Source organism: Pseudoxanthomonas putridarboris, assembly GCF_038321125.1.
GTDB classification, from domain to species: Bacteria; Pseudomonadota; Gammaproteobacteria; order Xanthomonadales; family Xanthomonadaceae; genus Pseudoxanthomonas_A; species Pseudoxanthomonas_A putridarboris.
The window spans coordinates 627,104-645,184 of sequence record NZ_JBBWWT010000002.1 but is presented as its reverse complement, the minus strand read 5'-3'; the positions used below and the strand labels follow the sequence as shown (position 1 = coordinate 645,184).

Sequence of the window (18,081 nt, the reverse complement as noted above, 5' to 3'; positions counted from 1 at the left end):
CGGGATTGGGGATTGGAGATTGGGGATCGGGGAGTGCTCCACGCGAACGATCGCGTGCTTGTTCCGGTCCCGAATCCCGAATTGCGAATCCCGGCTTCATGCCGCAGCCTCCACCTTCGCATCGACAATGGAATGGCCATTGGCGATGTAGTACTCGAACTCGTGCCAGAAGTGGCGCAGCATGCCCTGCACCGGCCACGCGGCGGCTTCGCCGAACGCGCAGATGGTGTGGCCTTCGATCTGGCCGGCGGCCGCCTTCAGCGTATGCAGGTCCTCCAGCGTGGCCTTGCCGTCCACCACGCGGGTCAGCATGCGGTACATCCAGCCGGTGCCTTCGCGGCACGGCGTGCACTGGCCACAGCTTTCCTTGAAGTAGAAGCGGCTGATGCGCTGGCAGGCGCGCACCATGCAGGTGGTCTCGTCCATCACGATGACCGCGCCCGAGCCCAGGCCGGAACCGGCCTTCTGGATACTGTCGTAGTCCATGGTCAGGCCCATCATGGTGTCGCCCGGCAGCACCGGCATCGACGAACCGCCGGGAATGACCGCCTTGATCTTGTGCCCGTTGCGGATGCCGCCGGCCATCTCCAGCAGGTCGGCGAACGGCGTGCCCAGGCGGATCTCGTAGTTGCCCGGACGCGCGACGTGGCCGGACACCGAGAAGATCTTCGGGCCGCCGTTGTTCGGCTTGCCCAGGTTGAGGAACCACTCCGCGCCGTTGCGGACGATCGCCGGCACCGAAGCGTAGGTCTCGGTGTTGTTGATCGTGGTGGGCTTGCCGTACAGGCCGAAGTTGGCCGGGAACGGCGGCTTGAAGCGCGGCTGGCCCTTCTTGCCTTCCAGCGATTCCATCAGCGCGGTCTCTTCGCCGCAGATGTAGGCGCCCGCGCCCAGCGCGTTGAAGATGTCGATGTCGATGCCGGAGCCCAGCACGTTCTTGCCCAGCCAGCCGTGCTTGTAGGCCTCGGCGGTGGCTTCCTCCAGGTGCTCGAACGGTTCGTGGTGGAACTCGCCGCGCAGGTAGTTGTAGCCCACGGTGGAACCGGTGGCGTAGCAGGCGATCGCCATGCCCTCGATCACCGCGTGCGGGTTGAAGCGCAGGATGTCGCGGTCCTTGGCGGTGCCCGGCTCGGATTCGTCGGAGTTGCAGAGGATGTACTTCTGCATGTCGCCCTTGGGCATGAAGCTCCACTTCAGGCCGGTCGGGAAGCCCGCGCCGCCGCGGCCGCGCAGGCCGGACTGCTTGACCATCTCGACCACGTCGGCCGGCGGGATCTTCTCCTCGATGATCCTGCGCAGCGCGCTGTAGCCGCCGGTCTTCAGATAGTTCTCGTACGACCACGGCTTGTCGAAATGCAGCGTGGTGTAGACGACCTGGTGCTCCCTGGGGGCCGGGCCGACCGGGCCGTAACCCTCGGATGCGTGCGGATGATGTGCCATGCGCTTACTCCAGCCCGTCCAGCAGCTCGTCCACCTTCGCGGGCGTGAGCTTCTCGTGGTAATGGCCGTTGATGACGACCACCGGCGCGCCGCAGCACGCGGCCACGCACTCTTCCTCGCGCTTCAGGTAGACGCGGCCGTCGGCGGTGGATTCGCCCAGCCGGCAGCCCAGCTTCTTCTCGGCGTGCCTGACCAGGTCCTCGGCGCCGTTGAGCCAGCAGCTGATGTTGGTGCAGAACGCCACGTTGTTGCGGCCGACCTTCTCGGTCTCGAACATCGAGTAGAAGCTGGCGACCTCGTACGCCCACACCGGCGGCAGGTCCAGGTACTTGGCGACCGCGGCGATCAGCTCGTCGGTCAGCCAGCCGTCGTTCTGCTCCTGCGCGGCGTGCAGGCCCTGCAGCACCGCCGAACGCTTGCGGTCCGGCGGGAACTTGGTCAGCCAGTGGTCGATGTGCGCGCGCGTCCTGTCGCTCAGCGCCACCAGAGGATCGACGTGCTGCGCCGCTTCGAAATTACCCGTGGCCCTCATCGGTCCACCTCACCAAAGACAAGATCATAGGTACCGATCATCGCCACCACGTCGGGCAGCATGTGGCCCTTGACGATGGCGTCCATCGAAGAAAGATGCGCGAAGCCCGGCGCGCGCAGCTTCAGCCGGAACGGCTTGTTAGCGCCGTCGCTGACCAGGTAGCAGCCGAACTCGCCCTTGGGCGCTTCCACCGCGGCGTAGGTCTCGCCGGCCGGCACGCAGTAGCCCTCGCTGAACAGCTTGAAGTGGTGGATCAGCGCTTCCATGTCGTCCTTCATCTCCTCGCGGGACGGCGGGGCGACCTTGAAGTTCTGCACCATGACCGGGCCGGGATTGGCCTTCAGCCACTTCACGCACTGCTGGATGATGCGGTTGGACTGGCGCATCTCGGCCACGCGGACCAGGTAGCGGTCGTAACAGTCGCCGTTGACGCCGACCGGGATGTCGAAATCCACGGTGTCGTACTTGGCGTAGGGCTGCTTCTTGCGCAGGTCCCACTCGATGCCGGAGCCGCGCAGCATCGCACCGGTCATGCCCCAGGCGCGGGCTTCCTCCGGCGAGATCACGCCGATGCCCACGGTGCGCTGCTTCCAGATGCGGTTGTCGGTCAGCAGCGTTTCGTACTCGTCGACGCGCGACGGGAACGTGTGGGTGAAGTCTTCCAGGAAGTCCAGCAGCGAGCCTTCGCGCGCCTGGTTGAACTGCTTCAGCGTCTTGCCCTTGCGCCAGGGCGATTCCTTGTACTTCGGCATACGGTCCGGCAGGTCGCGATAGACGCCGCCCGGACGGTAGTACGTGGCGTGCATGCGCGCGCCGCTGACCGCCTCGTAGCAGTCCATCAGCTCTTCGCGCTCGCGGAACGCGTACAGCATCACCGCCATCGCGCCCAGATCGAGCGCGTTGGAGCCCACCCACATCAGGTGGTTCAGGATGCGGGTGATCTCGTCGAACATGGTGCGGATGTACTGCGCGCGCTCCGGCGCCTCGATGCCCATCAGGGTCTCGATGGCGCGCACGTAGGCGTGCTCGTTGCACATCATGGACACGTAGTCCAGGCGGTCCATGTAACCGATCGACTGGTTGAACGGCTTGGACTCGGCCAGCTTCTCGGTGCCCCGGTGCAGCAGGCCCACGTGCGGGTCGGCGCGCACGATGGTCTCGCCGTCCATTTCCAGGATCAGGCGCAGCACGCCGTGCGCGGCGGGATGCTGGGGACCGAAGTTCAGCGTGTAGTTGCGGATTTCCTGCTTGCTCTCGGCCGCGTTGCTGGCGAAGGCGATGCCGGACGGTTGGCTGCTCATGGCTGGGTGCCCTCGCGCGCCGCGGCTTCGCCGGCGGCGGTCTGGTAGCGGGCGTCGTCGCGGATCACGCGCGGCACGCCGACGCGCGGCTCCACCGAGGTGACCGGTTCGTACACCACGCGCTTCTTCTCCTCGTCGTAGCGGACTTCGACGTTGCCGATCAGCGGGAAGTCCTTGCGGAACGGATGGCCGACGAAACCGTAGTCGGTCAGGATGCGGCGCAGGTCCGGATGGCCCTCGAAGATGATGCCGAACAGGTCGAACGCCTCGCGCTCGAACCAGTTCGCGCCCGGCCAGATGTCGGTGACCGAGGCGACCACCGGCAGGCCGTCGTCCGGCGCGAAGCAGCGCACGCGCAGGCGGCGGTTGTGCCGGTACGACAGCAGGTGCGCGACCACGGCGAACCGGCGCGGCTGCTGGGCGCCACCCTGCGGGCGCTGCGCCCAGTCGAAGCGGCCGGGGCCGAAGCCTTCGACGCCGCGGCTGAAACCTTCGGACGACACGTCGGCGGTGTCCCACTCGTCGCTGCCGTAGCCCAGGTAGTCCACGCCGCAGACGTCCACGGCCTGTTCGAAACCGAACTCGTCGCGCAGCGCCAGGCAGACCGCGTGCCAGGACGGCGACGGGACTTCCAGCGTCGCTTCGCCGCGCGGTTCGGCGACGGTGACCACCGCATCCGCGAAACGCGTGCGCAGCTGGTCGGTGAAGTTTGCAGCTTGCTCTGCCATGGGGCGTGGCGTGCTCTGAAGGGGGATGTCGGGGGCTTCGGGGGAAAGCGGATCAGCGCGCGATGGTCTGCGTGCGCCAGATCTTCTTCTGCAACTGCAGGATGCCGTACACCAGCGCTTCGGCCGTGGGCGGGCAACCGGGCACGTACACGTCCACCGGCACGATGCGGTCGCAGCCGCGCACGACGGAGTACGAATAGTGGTAGTAGCCGCCGCCGTTGGCGCAGCTGCCCATCGAGATCACCCACTTGGGGTCGGGCATCTGGTCGTAGACCTTGCGCAGCGCCGGGGCCATCTTGTTGACCAGCGTGCCGGCCACGATCATCACGTCGGACTGGCGCGGCGACGGGCGGAACACCACGCCGTAGCGGTCCAGGTCCAGGCGCGAGGTGCCGGCGTGCATCATCTCCACCGCGCAGCAGGCCAGGCCGAAGGTCATCGGCCACATCGAGCCGGTGCGCGCCCAGTTCATCAGCGCGTCCACGCTGGTGGTCACGTAGCCCTTTTCCAGCAGCGGGTTGTCGCCTTCGGGGCGCAGGATGTCGTCCACCCGCCCTTCCGGGATCGGGTTGGTCATCAGGCGGTCGATGGTCTGGATCACTCCCATTCGAGCGCTCCCTTCTTCCAAACGTAAATGAAGCCGAGGAACAGCATGCCCACGAACAGGCCCATCGTGACCAGCGCACGCGGACCCAGTTCCTGGAACACCAGCGTCCACGGAACGATGAAGATGATTTCCAGGTCGAAGACGATGAACTGGATGGCGATCAGGTAGTAGCGCACGTCGAACTTCATGCGCGCGTCTTCGAACGCTTCGAAGCCGCATTCGTACGGGGACAGCTTGCGCATGTCCGGGCGGCGCGGACCAAGGAAGCGGCCGGCCACCATCAGCGCGATGCCGATGCCGGTGGCGACGATCAGGAACAACAGGGTGGGCAGGTAATTGGCCAGCACTCGCTCGTCTCTTCTTGTCCTATCCGCCCCGCGCGAAGTCTACACGCTGCATGCGTGCGGCTCGCGAAGGACTCGCATTTCGCCAGGGACCGGGCAACCGCCGCGGCCTTGCGCGGGTGCGCATGGAAGGCCGGTTGGCCGGACTTCCCGACAGCATCCACCTCGGAATCCACCGTCGGCGTACCGGCGCATGGACGCGTTCCGTCGCCGCCCTTCCGCAACACGTACCGGGCCGGCAACGAATCGACGGGATTGTAACGGTTGGTGAACTCGCTAGTAAACGATTACCCGCCGTCGCCGTCGCATTCCGCACAACAAAAAGCCCGCCATGCGGCGGGCTTTCGACAACGAGCGGCGGTTTGCGCCGTTCTCCGCGATGACGGTCGCGGATGCCGTTGCAACTGGTGCCCAAGAGGGGACTCGAACCCCTACGACTTTCGTCGCTACCACCTCAAGGTAGTGCGTCTACCAATTCCGCCACCTGGGCAATGAAACCTGCTCGGCGCCTGCGCGCCGCGCCATTGTAGCTGGGGTCAGTCGCCCTGCGGCGGGGCGACCGGCGCCTGCTCGCCCGTCGCGGGGGCGGCCTCCTGCGGAGCGGCCGGCACGGTCGACGGCACGGCCGGAACCTCGATCGGCGTGCTGGGCACGGTGGACTGCCTGGGCAGTTCGCCGACCGGCGCGGCGGGCGCCGGGGCGGCCTGCTGCGACATCACGCCGAGGTTCTGCTGGGTGGTCGGGCGCGCGCTGTGGGTGGCGTACCAGGCCATGAACAGGCTGATGCCGAAGAACAGGATCGCCAGCCACTTGGTGCTCTTGGACAGGAAATTGGACGCGCCGCGCGCGCCGAACACCGTGCCGGAGGCGCCCGCGCCGAAGCCCGAGCCCGCCTGGGCGCCGGAACCCCGCTGCATCAGCACCAGCGCGATGATCGCGATGGCCACCAGCACGTACACCACATTCAGGATCAACATCCACATTTGCAATCAGTCTCAACCGGTTGAGTCGTCCAGCCCCCGCGGGGCGGACCGTACCGGGGTTCATCCCCGGCGGGCCGCCGCCTGCGCGATGGCCAGGAAATCCCGGGCGACCAGCGAAGCGCCGCCCACCAGCCCTCCATCGACATCGGGCTGCGCGAACAGTTCCGCGGCGTTGTCGGGCTTCACGCTGCCCCCGTACAGCAAGGGAAGCGAATCGGCGATTCTAGCATCGCGCGCGGCCACTTCGCCACGGATGAAGGCGTGCACGGCCTGCGCCTGCGCCGGCGAGGCGGTCTGGCCGGTGCCGATGGCCCAGACCGGCTCGTAGGCGACCACCGCGCCCTCGAAGGCCTGCGGGCCGGCCAGGTCGAACACCGCCTGCAACTGTTTCTGAATGCGGAATTCGGTCTGGCCGTCCTGGCGCTGCTGCTGGGTCTCGCCCACGCACAGCACCGGGACCAGCCCGGCGTGCCTGGCGGCCAGGAATTTCTTCGCGACGAGTTCGCTGCTCTCGTTGTGGTACTGGCGGCGCTCGGAATGGCCGACCAGGCCGTAGCGCGCGCCGACGTCCACCAGCATCGAAGCGCAGACTTCGCCCGTGTAGGCGCCCTTCTCGTTGCTGCTCACGTCCTGCGCGCCGAACTCGACGCCGCGCGGGCCGTATTCCTCGATCAGTTCGCCCAGGTACGGCAACGGCGGCAGGACCAGGATCTCCACGCCCTCCAGCGGCAGGCCGGCGGCCAACTCGTCCATCAGGGCGTGGGCGAACCTGCGGTCGCCATGGAGCTTCCAGTTTCCGGCCACGATCTTGCGGCGCATAAGACCAATTCCTGTCCAGTTCGGCGCGCAAGTCTAGCCGATGTTCGCCACGGCGGCCTCCCCGACGGACTGCGCCGTTGCTTCCGGCACGCTATGGTGCCGGCCAACGCGCACCCGCGCCCGCGAGGAAAACCGCCCCATGACCTCCCCTTCCGCCATCGCCCCCTCCACCGGCCACGCGCTGGTCACCGGCGCTTCCAGTGGCATCGGCGCGCAGATCGCGCGCGAATACGCCCGCCGCGGCGTCCCGCTGGTGCTGACCGCCCGGCGCGCGGACCGGCTGGAAGCGCTGGCGCAGGAACTGCGCGCGCAGGTGCCGGTGGAGGTGATCGCGGCCGACCTGGCGGACCCGGCCGCGCCGGCGCTGCTCGTGGAGGAGATCGGACGGCGCGGGGCGAAAATCCGCATCCTGGTCAACAACGCCGGCTACGGCGTGCCCGGCCGCTACCTGAAGAGCGACTGGAAGATGCATACGGACTTCCTCCAGGTCATGGTCGGCGCGGTCAGCGAACTGACCTGGCGCCTGCTGCCGTCGATCCGCGATGCCGGCGACGGACGCATCCTCAACGTCGCCTCGTTCGCGGCGCTGATGCCCGCCGCCGACGGGCAGACGCTGTACGCGCCCGCGAAAAGCTTCCTGCTGAAGTTCAGCGAGGCGCTGGCGCTGGAGAACGCCAACCGCGGCGTGCACGTCACCGCGCTGTGCCCGGGCTTCACCTACTCCGAGTTCCACGACGTCACCGGCACGCGCGCGAAGATGCGCGTCTCCCCGAGGATGTGGCTGGACACCGCCGAGGTCGCACGCGCCGGCATCGACGGCAACGAACGCGGCGACGTGCTGGTCGTGCCCGGCTGGCGCTACCGGCTGATGCACGCCGTCGTGAAGCTGCTGCCGCACCGGACGGCGATGGGATTGATGGCGCGCAACTCGCGCAAGGTGCGGCCGCTGGATTGAGCGGCCCTCCCCGCGATGCCTTGCATCGCCGGAACGGAAGGCATCGCGCCCGAGGGCACTCCTACAGGATCATCGGCGCCTTGTAGGAGCGGCCTTGGCCGCGATGCCCTTGCATCGGCGGCATGTAAAGCATCGCGCCCTAGGGCGCTCCTACTTCAGTTTGATCTCGCGCAGGCGCTCTTCCAGGTACCCCTGCGCGGTGATCGCTTCGGGATAGCGCTTGGGATTGTCCGCGGTGACCGTGGACGGCAGCACGTCGATCAGGAAATCCGGGTTCGGGTGCAGGAAGAACGGCACCGAGTAGCGCGGCTGGCGCGCCTGCTCGCCCGGCGGATTGGTCACGCGATGCGTGGTGGACGGGTACACGTGATTGGTCAGGCGCTGCAACATGTCGCCGATGTTCACCACAATGGTGTCGGCGTCGGAGGTGAACGGCACCCACTCGCCCTTCTTCGACAATACCTCCAGTCCGGCCGCGCTGGCGCCCACCAGCAGGGTGATCAGGTTGATGTCCTCGTGCGCGCCGGCGCGCACGTTTGGAATGTCGTCGGCGGTGATCGGCGGGTAATGGATCGGACGCAGGATGGAATTGCCCGAATTCGTTTTGTCGGCGAACCAGTGCTCCGGCAAGCCGATGTGCAGGGCCAGCGCCGACAGCACCCGCGAACCCAACTGGTCCAGCGCTTCGTACAGGCCGTAGCCGTGTTCGCGGAAACCCGGCACTTCGTCCGGCCAGAGGTTGGGCGGCATCACCTCGCGGTATTTGGAGTCGTCCGGGATCTCGCGGCCGATGTGCCAAAACTCCTTGAGGTCGAAGTGCTTGGAATCCTTGGCGGTCTCCACGCCGAACGGCGTATAGCCGCGCGCGCCGCCGCTGCCGGGGACGTGGTACTTGCGCTTGGTTTCCTCCGGCAGCGCGAAGAACTTCTGGAACACGTCGTAGGCCGCGTCGATCCGCGATTGCGCGATGCCGTGGTTGCGGATGCCGGCGAAACCCCATTCGCGGTAGGCCGCGCCCAACTCGGCCACGAAGGCCTCGCGATCGCTGTCGAAACGGGTGATGTCGAGAGTGGGGATGCGTGCGGTCATGCGGGACTCGTCGGTTCATGCCTTCCCCACGGGAGGCGCTGGCGTCTTGCGCCGGGAAGGTCGTAGGTACGGTGATTATCGCCCAGCCATGGGCAACCTGGGGCAACAGATGACAGTAGGAGCGGCCTCCGGCCGCGAGCTTTCCGGCAGTCCGGCAACCCATCCAAGAAAGAGCTCGCGGCCGGAGGCCGCTCCCACGGGATTCAGTGCGCCGCTGCGGTACGCACCGCGTCGGCCAGCGTTTCCAGCGTGGCCTGCACCAGCGCCTCGTCGTCGGCCTCCACCGTGACCCGCACCACCGGCTCGGTGCCGGAGGGACGCAGGAACGCGCGGCCGCGGCCGGACACCGCCGCCTGCGCCTGCGCCAGCGCGGCCTGCACGCTGGCCGCCTCGGTCGGCCTGGCGCCATTGGCCAGCTTCACGTTGACGGTCTTCTGCGGCACCTTGCTGAGGCCTTCCAGCGACTGCCGCAGCGACTGCCGGTTGCGCTTCAGCGCTTCCAGCACCTGCAAGGCGCTGACGATGGCGTCGCCGGTGGTGGCGCGGTCCAGGCACAGCAAATGCCCGGAGGCCTCGCCGCCCAGCACGCCGCCGCCTTCGACCAGCGCCTGGTGCACGTAGCGGTCGCCGACCTTGGCGCGCAGGAACGCGATGCCGTGCGCGGCCAGCGCGCGTTCCAGCCCGTAGTTGGTCATCAGGGTGCCGACCACCGCGCCGCGCAGTCGCCCGCTGGCCTGCCAGTCGCGGGCCAGCACGTACAGCAGATCGTCGCCGTCGACCGCATTGCCCTGGTCGTCGGCCATCAGCACGCGGTCGCCGTCGCCGTCGAAGGCGATGCCCAGGTCGGCGCCGGCCTCGCGCACCTTGCGCGACAGGTTGTCGATATGCATCGAACCGACGCCGGCGTTGATGTTCAGGCCATCGGGCTCGGCGCCGATGGCGGTCACCTGTGCGCCCAGTTCGCGGAACAGCAGCGGCGCGATGTGGTAGGTGGCGCCGTGCGCGCAGTCCAGCACGATCTTCAGCCCGCGCAGGTCGAAGCCGCGCGGCACGCTGGCCTTGCAGAATTCGATGTAGCGGCCGACCACGTCGCGGCTGCGGATGGCCTTGCCCAGGTTTTCCGATTCCACGGTGACGAAGTCGGCGGCCAGCGCCGCCTCGATGGCCGCCTCGGTGGCGTCGTCCAGCTTCTCGCCCTCGGCGGAGAAGAACTTGATGCCGTTGTCGTAGTGCGGGTTGTGCGAGGCGCTGATGACGATGCCGGCGTCGGCACCCAGGGTGCGGGTCAGGAACGCCACCGCCGGGGTCGGCATCGGCCCCATCAACTGCACGTCGGCGCCGGCCGCGACCAGCCCGGCCTCCAGCGCGGCCTCGAACATGTAGCCGGAGATGCGCGTGTCCTTGCCGATCACCACGATCGGGCGGCGGCCGGTGCGTTCGCCCAGCACGCGGCCCAGGGCGTTGCCCAGGCGCAGCACGAAATCCGCCGAGATCGGACCCTCGCCGACGCGGCCACGGATGCCGTCGGTGCCGAAGTACTTGCGGCTCATGCGGCATCCACCAGTGCGCTGTCTTCCGGCTTGGGCTGGCGCATCATCAGCGCCAGCAGGTCGGCCAGGCGGTCGCGCAGTTCGCGGCGGTCGCAGATCTGGTCGATGGCGCCGTGGGCCAACAGGAATTCGGAGCGCTGGAAGCCTTCCGGCAGCGTTTCGCGCACGGTCTGCTCGATCACGCGCGGGCCGGCGAAGCCGATCAGCGCCTCCGGCTCGGCGATGTTGATGTCGCCCAGCATCGCGAACGAGGCCGACACGCCGCCGGTGGTGGGATGGGTCAGCACCGAGATGTAGGGCAGGCCGGCCTCGCGCAGCTTGCCCAGCGCCGCCGAGGTCTTGGCCATCTGCATCAGCGAGAACAGGCTTTCCTGCATGCGCGCGCCGCCGCTGGCGGAGAAGCACACGAACGGCGAACCGATCTCCAGCGCCTTCTCGGCGCCCAGCGAGAAGCGCTCGCCGACCACCGAGCCCATCGAGCCGCCCATGTAGGCGAAGTCGAAGGCGCTGGCGACCAGGTCGCGGCCCTTCAGCTTGCCCTGCAGGGTGACCAGCGCGTCGCGCTCGCCGGTACTCTTCTGCGCGGCCTTGATGCGGTCGGAATACTTCTTCTGGTCCTTGAACTTCAGCACGTCGGTCGGGCCGAGGGCGGCGCCGATTTCCTGGGTGGTGCCGGAGTCGAACAGGGCCGCCATCCGCGCGCGCGCGCGGATCGGCATGTGGAAACTGCACTTGGGGCAGACTTCCAGGTTTTCCTCCAGCTCGGGCCGGTACAGGACGGCGCCGCAACGGTCGCACTTCTCCCAGAGCCCTTCGGGGACGCTGCGCTTGTTCCTGCCGCCGCCGCCCTCGGTGCGGATGCCGGACGGCATTAGTTTGCTGAGCCAGCTCATGCTTGGTCTTGCTTCCTGCCCCGGGCGGGGCCGAATGGATTAGCGCGGCAGTTTAGCTCAGTCGCCCCAATGTGAGTTCCCGGGGCGCTCAGGCGCCCAAGGCCTGCCGCAACGGGGCCAGGAATGCTGCGGCGCGCAATTCCGGGGCCTGCCCGCCCGGTTCGGCCAGGGCCGCCACCAGCGCGCTGCCCACCACCACCCCGTCGGCGTCCGGCGCCATGGCGGCGGCGCTGGCGGCGTCCTTGATGCCGAAACCGGCCACCACCGGCACCCGCGAGGCCGCGCGCAGCTGCTTGAGGCGCTCGCCCGCCGCCACGGTGTCCAGCCGGTCCGAAGCGCCGGTCACCCCGGCGAAGCTGACGTAGTACAGGTAGCCCTGCGCGGTCTCGCACAGCATCCGCAGGCGTTCGGGCGAGGTGGTGGGCGAGGCAAGCGCGATCAGGGACAGTCCGTGCCGGTCGAACACGGCGCGGGTTTCCCCGGCCTCTTCCGGCGGCAGGTCCACCAGCAGCACGCCGTCCACGCCCGCAGCGACGGCTTCCCGGGCGAAACGTTCGGTGCCGTGGATCTCGACCGGGTTCAGGTAGCCCATCAGCACGATGGGGGTGCCGTCGTCCTGCTGGCGGAACACCTCCACCGCCTCCAGCACGTAGCGCAGCCCGGCCCCACGCGCCAGCGCGCGCTCGGAGCTGCGCTGGATCACCGGGCCGTCGGCCATCGGGTCGGAGAACGGCACGCCCAGTTCGATCACGTCGGCACCCGCCCGCACCAGCGCATGCATCACCGGCACTGTGGCTTCCAGCGACGGATCGCCGGCGGTGATGAAAGGCACCAGCGCCTTGCGGCCGGCGGCCTTGAGTTCGGCGAACTTGGTTTCGAAGCGGGTCATGGCGGTCCGGATGGCTCGGTTGATCGGCTGTTGTAGGAGGGGCTTCAGCCCCGACCGTGGGTTCGGAAAAGCGGTCGGGGCTGAAGCCCCTCCTACAGGGGTTACAGGGTGATGCCCTCGCGCGCGGCGATGGTGTGCACGTCCTTGTCGCCGCGACCGGACAGGTTGCACAGCACCAGCGCGTCCTTAGGCAGTTCGCGGGCCAGCTTCATCGCCTGCGCCACGGCGTGGCTGGATTCCAGCGCGGGCAGGATGCCTTCGGTGCGGGCCAGCGTGTGAAAAGCGTGCAGCGCTTCCTCGTCGGTGACGCCGACGTATTCGGCGCGGCCCGTGTCCTTCAGGAACGCGTGCTCCGGCCCCACGCCGGGATAGTCCAGGCCGGCGGAGATCGAATGCGTCTCGGTGATCTGCCCGTCGTCGTCGCAGATCACGTAGGTGCGGTTGCCGTGCAGCACGCCGGGGCGGCCCGCCGCCAGCGAAGAGGCATGGCGCCCCGTTTCGATGCCGTCGCCCGCCGCTTCCGCGCCGACGATGCGCACGCCGGCATCGTTGAGGAAGGCATGGAACAGGCCGATGGCGTTGCTGCCGCCGCCGACGCAGGCGGTGATGGCGTCCGGCAGGCGGCCGTACTGCGCCAGCATCTGCGCGCGCGCTTCGCGGCCGACGATGGCGTTGAAGTCGCGCACCATGCGCGGATACGGGTCCGGGCCGGCCACGGTGCCGATGATGTAGAAGGTGTCGTGCACGTTGGTCACCCAGTCGCGCATGGCCTCGTTCAGCGCGTCCTTCAGCGTCGCCGAACCACTGGTGACCGGCACCACCGTGGCGCCCAGCAGCTTCATCCGGTAGACGTTGATCTTCTGCCGCTCGATGTCGGTGGCGCCCATGTAGACCACGCATTCCAGCCCCAGCCGCGCGGCCACGGTGGCGCTGGCCACGCCGTGCTGGCCGGCGCCGGTCTCGGCGATGATCCGGGTCTTGCCCATGCGGCTGGCCAGCAGCGCCTGGCCGATGGTGTTGTTGATCTTGTGCGCGCCGGTGTGGTTCAGGTCCTCGCGCTTGAGCAGGATGCGCGCACCGCCCGCTTCGCGGCTCAGGCGCTCGGCCTCGTAGATCGGACTGGGCCGGCCCACGTAATGCGCGAGATCCTTGTCGAACTCGGCGATGAAGGCCGGATCGGCGCGCGCGGCATCGTAGGCCGCGGCCAGTTCCTGCAGCGGGCCGATCAGGGTCTCGGCCACGAAGCGGCCGCCGTAGCGGCCGAAATGGCCATTGGCGTCGGGGTAGGCGTGGTAGTCGGCGGGGGCTTGCATAGCGGGGGCTGCGGTCGTGGATGGCATGGCATCACTCTAACGCACAGGTACCTTCCCAAAAACCGATAATATGGGTCACATTCGTCAGGAAAACTCACGGATATGGCCCGCCCCCTGCCCCCGCTGAACGCCCTGCGCGCCTTCGAGGCCGCCGCCCGGCTGGGCAGCGTCAGCCGCGCCGCCGGGGAATTGCACGTCACCCACGGGGCGGTCAGCCGCCACATCCGGGCACTGGAGGACGAGCTGGGCCGGCCGCTGTTCGTCCGCGAAGGCCGCGGCCTGGCGCTGACGGCCGAGGGCGTGCGGTTGCGCGACGCCGCCGGCGAAGCGTTCGCCCCCTTGCGCGCCACCTGGGCCGCGCTGCGCCGGGATTCCCGGCCGGCCGCGCTGGTGCTGGGCTGCCCGGGCAGCCTGCTGGCGCGCTGGGTCATCCCGCGGCTGGAACGGCTGGCGCGGGAACTGCCCGAGGTGAAGCTGCACCTGTCCGCGCAGGAAGGCGGCTTCGACGCCGCGCTGACCGGGCTGGATGCGGCGCTGCTGCTGGGCGAAGCGCCATGGCCGGCGGACTGGCAGGCGCATTCGCTGGCGCCGGAGCGGATCGGTCCCGTCCTCAGCCCGCGCCATGTCCGCTTCGACGCGCTGCGCGTCGCGCCTGCCGGCACCCTGCGCGACGAACCGTTGCTGCACACGGCCTCCCGCCCGCAGGCCTGGCCGCGCTGGTTCGACGCGCAACAGCTGGACCCCGCGCCATTGCGGCTGGGCACCGGGTTCGACCACCTGACCTACCTGCTGGAAGCGGCCGCCGCCGGCCTGGGCGTGGCGATCGCGCCACAGGAACTGGTGCAGGCCGACCTGGACAGCGGACGGCTGGTCGCGCCGTGGGGGTTCGTCGAAACCGGCGGCGAATGGGCGCTGTGCGGCGTGCGCGGCAACCGCGACCCGCGCCTGCCGGCGCTGGCCGACTGGCTGCGCCGCGAACTGGCGTAGGGTGCGCCCGCGCCCCGATGGCCACTCCACCTGCGCAATGGCGAGCGCGCCGCAGCGCGCCCGGATGACGACGGGCAGGCTTTCACGGCGTGTGATCGCGCACCCTACAGCTTCGCGTCGGCATGCCGCACCGCTTCCACGAAGCGCCGCATCTTGTCGGCGTCCTTGATCCCGGGCGCGCTTTCGATGCCGCTGGACACGTCCACGCCCCAGGGCCGCGCGGTGCGCAGGGCCACGCCGATATTCTCCGGCGAGAGCCCGCCGGCCAGCAGGAACGGTTTGTCGGTCGTCGCGGGCATCTGCCGCCAGTCGAAGCGCTGGCCGCTGCCGCCCTGCTCGCCCGCCGCATGGCCATCGAACAGGAAACCGGCGGCAGACGGGTAGCGGGCAAGGCTGGAGAATGCACTCTCGGCCTGCCCGCCCATCGCCACGGCCTTCCAGAACGGCACACCGAACGCGGCACAGAACGCATCTTCCTCCGCGCCGTGGAACTGCAGCAGGTCCGGCTGCAGTGCTTCCACCAGCTTCTCCACCTCGCCGGGCGGATTGTCCATCAGCAACGCGACGACGGCGATCTCTTCCGGCACCAGGTCGCGCAGCATGCGCGCCTGGCCCAGCAGCAGGCGGCGCGGGCTCTGCGGCGCGAACACCAGGCCTATGTAGTCCACGCCCAGTTCCACCGCCAGGCGGACATCCTCGGCGCGGGTCAGGCCGCAGAACTTGATGCGGGTGTGGGGCATCGGTGGGAGGTGGGAGGGAGGAGGCGGAAGGGAGCGTAACCGCTTTCCGTCTTTCCCGTGGGAGCGACGTGAGTCGCGACCGGACACCTCTAAGGCCGCGACTCACGTCGCTCCCGCAGTTCGAACCTGGCGGCGCGCCGCCGAGCAAAGCATCGCGCCCATGGGGCGCTCCTACAGGCACGAGGACAGCAGCTCTCCCGTAGGAGCGGGCCATGCCCGCGATGCTTTTGCGTGATGTGGCCGAAGAGCATCGCGGGCATGGCCCGCTCCTACGGCGGGTTGTGGTGAGCGTTCCATTCCGGCGGCAGGGTCACCTCGTCCGGCAATCCCCACTCCGCCGGATACAGTGGGCTGACGAAGACCAGCCCGTCCGGTGGTGCCGTCGGTCCGGCCACGGTGCGGTCCCGGCCGGCCAGCAGTCCGGCGATCCAGTCCTCCGGTCGCTCGCCGCGGCCGACCACCAGCAGCGAGCCGACGATGTTGCGCACCATGTGGTGCAGGAACGCATTGGCCTGGACCTCGACGACGACGCGTTCGCCGTGCCGCGCCACCGAGATCGCATGCAGGTTGCGCATCGCGTGCGGCGACTGGCAGTGCACGGTGCGGAACGCGCTGAAGTCGTTCTCGCCCAGCAGCGCCTGGGCGGCGCGATGCATCGCGCCGGCATCCAGCGGCATGCGTTCCCAGCCCAGGTACTGGCGTTCCAGTGCCGGCCGCGCGAGCCGGTTGACCAGCGAGTAGCGATAGCGCCTTGCTCGCGCGGAAAAGCGCGCGTGGAAATCCTGCGGCATCGGCTGGCACCAGCGCACGCACACGCCCGGCGGCAGCCGCGAGGTGGCGCCCAGCACCCAGCTGCGCGGGTCGCGCGCCGCGTCGCTGTCGAAGTGCACCACCTGGCATTGCGCGTGCACGCCGGCATCGGTGCGGCCGGCGCAGACCGTGTCGACCTGCGCGTTGGCGACGGACGACAGCGCGTTCTCCAGCGCCGCCTGCACGGTGGTCCCGTCCGGGGTGCCGGACCGGGTCAAGCGCTGCCAGCCCAGGAATCCGCCGCCGTCGTATTCGACGCCCAGCGCGTAACGCGTCATCCGTTCAACCGATTTCGCGCAGCAGCTGCATGGCTTCGTCGCGTGCGCCGGCATCGTTGCCGGCCACGACTTCGTTCAACAGGTCGCGCGCGGTCGCCACATCGCCTAGGTCCAGGTAGGCCACCGCCAGTTCCAGCCGGTCGCGGCCGGCGGAAGCGGCATTGAGGGGGGGCACCGACGCGGCGGCGTCGCCGGAATGCCAGGTCGGACCCGACGGAGCCCCGGAAGCCACCGCCGGACGCGGGGCGGCCTGCGGCGGCGCCGGGATCGGGGCCTGTACCGGGAGAGGCACGATGACCGGTTCCAGCGGCGCGACGGGTTCGGCACCCTGCCCGGCCGGCGCGGCCGGTATCGGCACGACGGCCGCCAGTTCGGCGGCACGACTGCCGCCGGGGCCGCCGGACAACACGCTGCCGCGCGGCACGGGCGCCGGCGCCAGGCGCTTGCGGCGCTGGGCGAAACCCCACGCCAGCGAGCCGGCGAACAGCAGGCCGAAGCCCGCCCACGCCCACACCGGGACACCGCCATCGCTGCCCTGCGACTGCGCCAGGCGCTGCTGCGCGGCGGCCAGGTCGCTGTCCTTCATCGCCAGCAACTGCTCCTGCTGCTGCCTGAGCTTTTCCAGATCGGCCACCTGCGAGCGCAGTTCCTGCACTTCGGCTTCGCGCGCGGCCAGGTCTTCCTTGCTCTGCTGCAATTGTTCGTTCGCCAACATCTCACCCTCACCGCCGGCGCTGACGCCGGACTGCGTTCCAGAACCCGTCGCGCTCGTCGCCGCGGGTGCGATTTCCAGGCGCGCATCGGCCACGCGCGACGGCGGCGCCGCGGCGGATGCGGATGCCGGGGTGCCGGCCGGTTCGACCACCGCGGCCGGCTGCGGAATCGGCGCGCGCGCGCGGCGCCATTCGGCGATCTGGCTGCGCACCAGCGCCGCCGCCTCGCTTTCCAGGATGCCCTGCGCCTGCGCGGCGTCGGGCACGCGCAGCACCGCGCCCTGCTTGAGCAGGTTGATGTTGCCGTTGATGAAGGCTTCGGGGTTGGCGCGCAGCAGCGCCACCATGGCCTGGTCCAGCGTATATCCCTGCGACCGCGCCAGCGGTTGCGCGATCTGCGACAGCGTCTGGCCACGGCGGACCGGCGCCAGCGTGTCGCCCGGCACGATGTCGGCCGCCGGCTGCGGCACCGGCGCGGGCGATGGTGGCGCGGGCGTGGCGGCGACCGGTTGCGGTGCCGGCGCGGGCGCGGGCGCGGGAGCGGGTGGCTCCGGTTCCGGCTCGGCGACGGCGACCGCGGGTTCGGGCAGGCGTTCGATCACGTCGCTGGGCGCGGCCAGCGGCACGTCGATCACCGGCTGCTCGGCGACGGCCAGCGTGCCCGGCGCGCTGACCAGCGCGGAGTATTCGCGCACTAGCCGGCCCTGCCCCCAATCGACTTCGATCAGGAAGTTGACCGCTGGCACGTCCACCGGGGTGCGGCTGGTGACGCGTACCACCGGGCGGCCGGATTCGTCCAGCGCCACGGTGAAATCCAGTTCGTTGACCAGGCCCTGCGGGCGCGGCAGGCCGACACGCTCGAACGTCACCGGCGAAGCCAGCCGCGCACGCAGCTGTTCCAGTTCGCCCGGTTCGCTGGAAATGATCGGGATCTCGGCCAGCAATGGCTGTCCGGGTTGCGAACGCACCCGGATTTCGCCCAGCCCCAGCGCCAGGGCGGCGTTGCTCAGCAACGCTAGACCCAGCCCGATCATGCCGGCCAGCCGATGTCTTGCCGTCCGATGTCTTTGCGTCGGTTTCACGGCGCTTCCCCCAGTTTCCCGGCCACGA

18 protein-coding genes and 1 tRNA gene are annotated in these 18,081 nt (G+C 69.3%); 2 read left to right on the top strand and 17 right to left on the bottom strand.

Going from position 1 to position 18,081, the window contains the following annotated elements; genetic code table 11:
- Window positions 1-96: 96 nt before the first annotated feature.
- The 9 genes from nuoF to tpiA form a co-directional block, all read right to left on the bottom strand.
- Entirely contained in the window at window positions 97-1,440 is a 1,344-nt protein-coding gene (nuoF, locus tag AAD027_RS06895; RefSeq protein ID WP_341725269.1) for an NADH-quinone oxidoreductase subunit NuoF, read from the bottom strand.
- Window positions 1,441-1,444: 4 nt separating this feature from the next.
- The gene (gene nuoE, locus AAD027_RS06890; RefSeq protein ID WP_341725268.1) at window positions 1,445-1,972 is read right to left on the bottom strand and encodes an NADH-quinone oxidoreductase subunit NuoE; all 528 of its coding nucleotides are present in this window, start codon (window positions 1,970-1,972) and stop codon (window positions 1,445-1,447) included.
- A complete protein-coding gene (locus AAD027_RS06885; protein ID WP_341725267.1) occupies window positions 1,969-3,273 on the bottom strand; it encodes an NADH-quinone oxidoreductase subunit D in 1,305 nt (434 codons plus the stop codon). Before AAD027_RS06885 ends, nuoE begins: the two co-directional genes overlap by 4 nt.
- A complete protein-coding gene (locus AAD027_RS06880; RefSeq protein ID WP_341725266.1) occupies window positions 3,270-4,001 on the bottom strand; it encodes an NADH-quinone oxidoreductase subunit C in 732 nt (243 codons plus the stop codon). Before AAD027_RS06880 ends, AAD027_RS06885 begins: the two co-directional genes overlap by 4 nt.
- 52 nt (window positions 4,002-4,053) lie before the next feature.
- Complete coding sequence (locus tag AAD027_RS06875) at window positions 4,054-4,608, bottom strand: NuoB/complex I 20 kDa subunit family protein (protein ID WP_097122440.1); 555 nt, start codon at window positions 4,606-4,608, stop codon at window positions 4,054-4,056.
- Window positions 4,599-4,955 carry an NADH-quinone oxidoreductase subunit A gene (locus AAD027_RS06870; RefSeq protein WP_341725265.1) on the bottom strand — a complete coding sequence of 119 codons (357 nt, stop codon included), beginning with the start codon at window positions 4,953-4,955 and terminating at the stop codon, window positions 4,599-4,601. Before AAD027_RS06870 ends, AAD027_RS06875 begins: the two co-directional genes overlap by 10 nt.
- Window positions 4,956-5,357: 402 nt before the next feature.
- Window positions 5,358-5,442: transfer RNA gene (locus AAD027_RS06865), tRNA-Leu, on the bottom strand.
- A 46-nt stretch (window positions 5,443-5,488) separates the two neighbouring features.
- Window positions 5,489-5,935 (bottom strand): preprotein translocase subunit SecG, encoded by a 447-nt coding sequence (secG, locus tag AAD027_RS06860; protein WP_341725264.1) that lies wholly within the window; start codon window positions 5,933-5,935, stop codon window positions 5,489-5,491.
- A gap of 60 nt (window positions 5,936-5,995) precedes the next feature.
- Entirely contained in the window at window positions 5,996-6,754 is a 759-nt protein-coding gene (gene tpiA, locus AAD027_RS06855; protein ID WP_341725263.1) for a triose-phosphate isomerase, read from the bottom strand.
- Between the two features lie 157 nt (window positions 6,755-6,911).
- Between tpiA and AAD027_RS06850 the strand changes: the two genes are divergently transcribed.
- On the top strand, window positions 6,912-7,709 hold the full coding sequence (locus AAD027_RS06850) for an SDR family NAD(P)-dependent oxidoreductase (RefSeq protein ID WP_425605412.1): 798 nt from the start codon (window positions 6,912-6,914) through the stop codon (window positions 7,707-7,709).
- 150 nt (window positions 7,710-7,859) lie between these two features.
- Here the strand turns inward: AAD027_RS06850 and AAD027_RS06845 are convergent, their stop codons facing one another.
- From AAD027_RS06845 to trpB, 5 genes are all read right to left on the bottom strand, one after another.
- Window positions 7,860-8,798, bottom strand: a complete 939-nt coding sequence (locus tag AAD027_RS06845; RefSeq protein WP_341725261.1) for an isopenicillin N synthase family dioxygenase — start codon at window positions 8,796-8,798, stop codon at window positions 7,860-7,862.
- Between the two features lie 203 nt (window positions 8,799-9,001).
- Complete coding sequence (gene glmM, locus AAD027_RS06840; protein WP_341725260.1) at window positions 9,002-10,348, bottom strand: phosphoglucosamine mutase; 1,347 nt, start codon at window positions 10,346-10,348, stop codon at window positions 9,002-9,004.
- Window positions 10,345-11,241, bottom strand: coding sequence for an acetyl-CoA carboxylase, carboxyltransferase subunit beta (accD, locus tag AAD027_RS06835; protein ID WP_341725259.1), 897 nt, complete (start codon window positions 11,239-11,241; stop codon window positions 10,345-10,347). The genes glmM and accD overlap by 4 nt, the downstream gene beginning before the upstream one ends.
- Before the next feature lie 88 nt (window positions 11,242-11,329).
- Window positions 11,330-12,130 (bottom strand): tryptophan synthase subunit alpha, encoded by an 801-nt coding sequence (gene trpA, locus AAD027_RS06830; protein WP_341725258.1) that lies wholly within the window; start codon window positions 12,128-12,130, stop codon window positions 11,330-11,332.
- A 101-nt stretch (window positions 12,131-12,231) separates the two neighbouring features.
- Window positions 12,232-13,443, bottom strand: a complete 1,212-nt coding sequence (gene trpB, locus AAD027_RS06825) for a tryptophan synthase subunit beta (RefSeq protein ID WP_341725257.1) — start codon at window positions 13,441-13,443, stop codon at window positions 12,232-12,234.
- Between the two features lie 102 nt (window positions 13,444-13,545).
- Between trpB and AAD027_RS06820 the strand changes: the two genes are divergently transcribed.
- Entirely contained in the window at window positions 13,546-14,430 is an 885-nt protein-coding gene (locus AAD027_RS06820; protein ID WP_341725256.1) for a LysR family transcriptional regulator, read from the top strand.
- A 104-nt stretch (window positions 14,431-14,534) separates the two neighbouring features.
- On the opposite strand, the gene AAD027_RS06815 is transcribed toward AAD027_RS06820, so the two are convergent.
- From AAD027_RS06815 to AAD027_RS06805, 3 genes are all read right to left on the bottom strand, one after another.
- Complete coding sequence (locus tag AAD027_RS06815) at window positions 14,535-15,170, bottom strand: phosphoribosylanthranilate isomerase (protein WP_341725255.1); 636 nt, start codon at window positions 15,168-15,170, stop codon at window positions 14,535-14,537.
- A 269-nt stretch (window positions 15,171-15,439) separates the two neighbouring features.
- The gene (truA, locus tag AAD027_RS06810) at window positions 15,440-16,258 is read right to left on the bottom strand and encodes a tRNA pseudouridine(38-40) synthase TruA (protein ID WP_341725254.1); all 819 of its coding nucleotides are present in this window, start codon (window positions 16,256-16,258) and stop codon (window positions 15,440-15,442) included.
- Window positions 16,259-16,262: 4 nt separating this feature from the next.
- A complete protein-coding gene (locus AAD027_RS06805; protein ID WP_341725253.1) occupies window positions 16,263-18,005 on the bottom strand; it encodes a FimV/HubP family polar landmark protein in 1,743 nt (580 codons plus the stop codon).
- Window positions 18,006-18,081 lie beyond the last annotated feature (76 nt).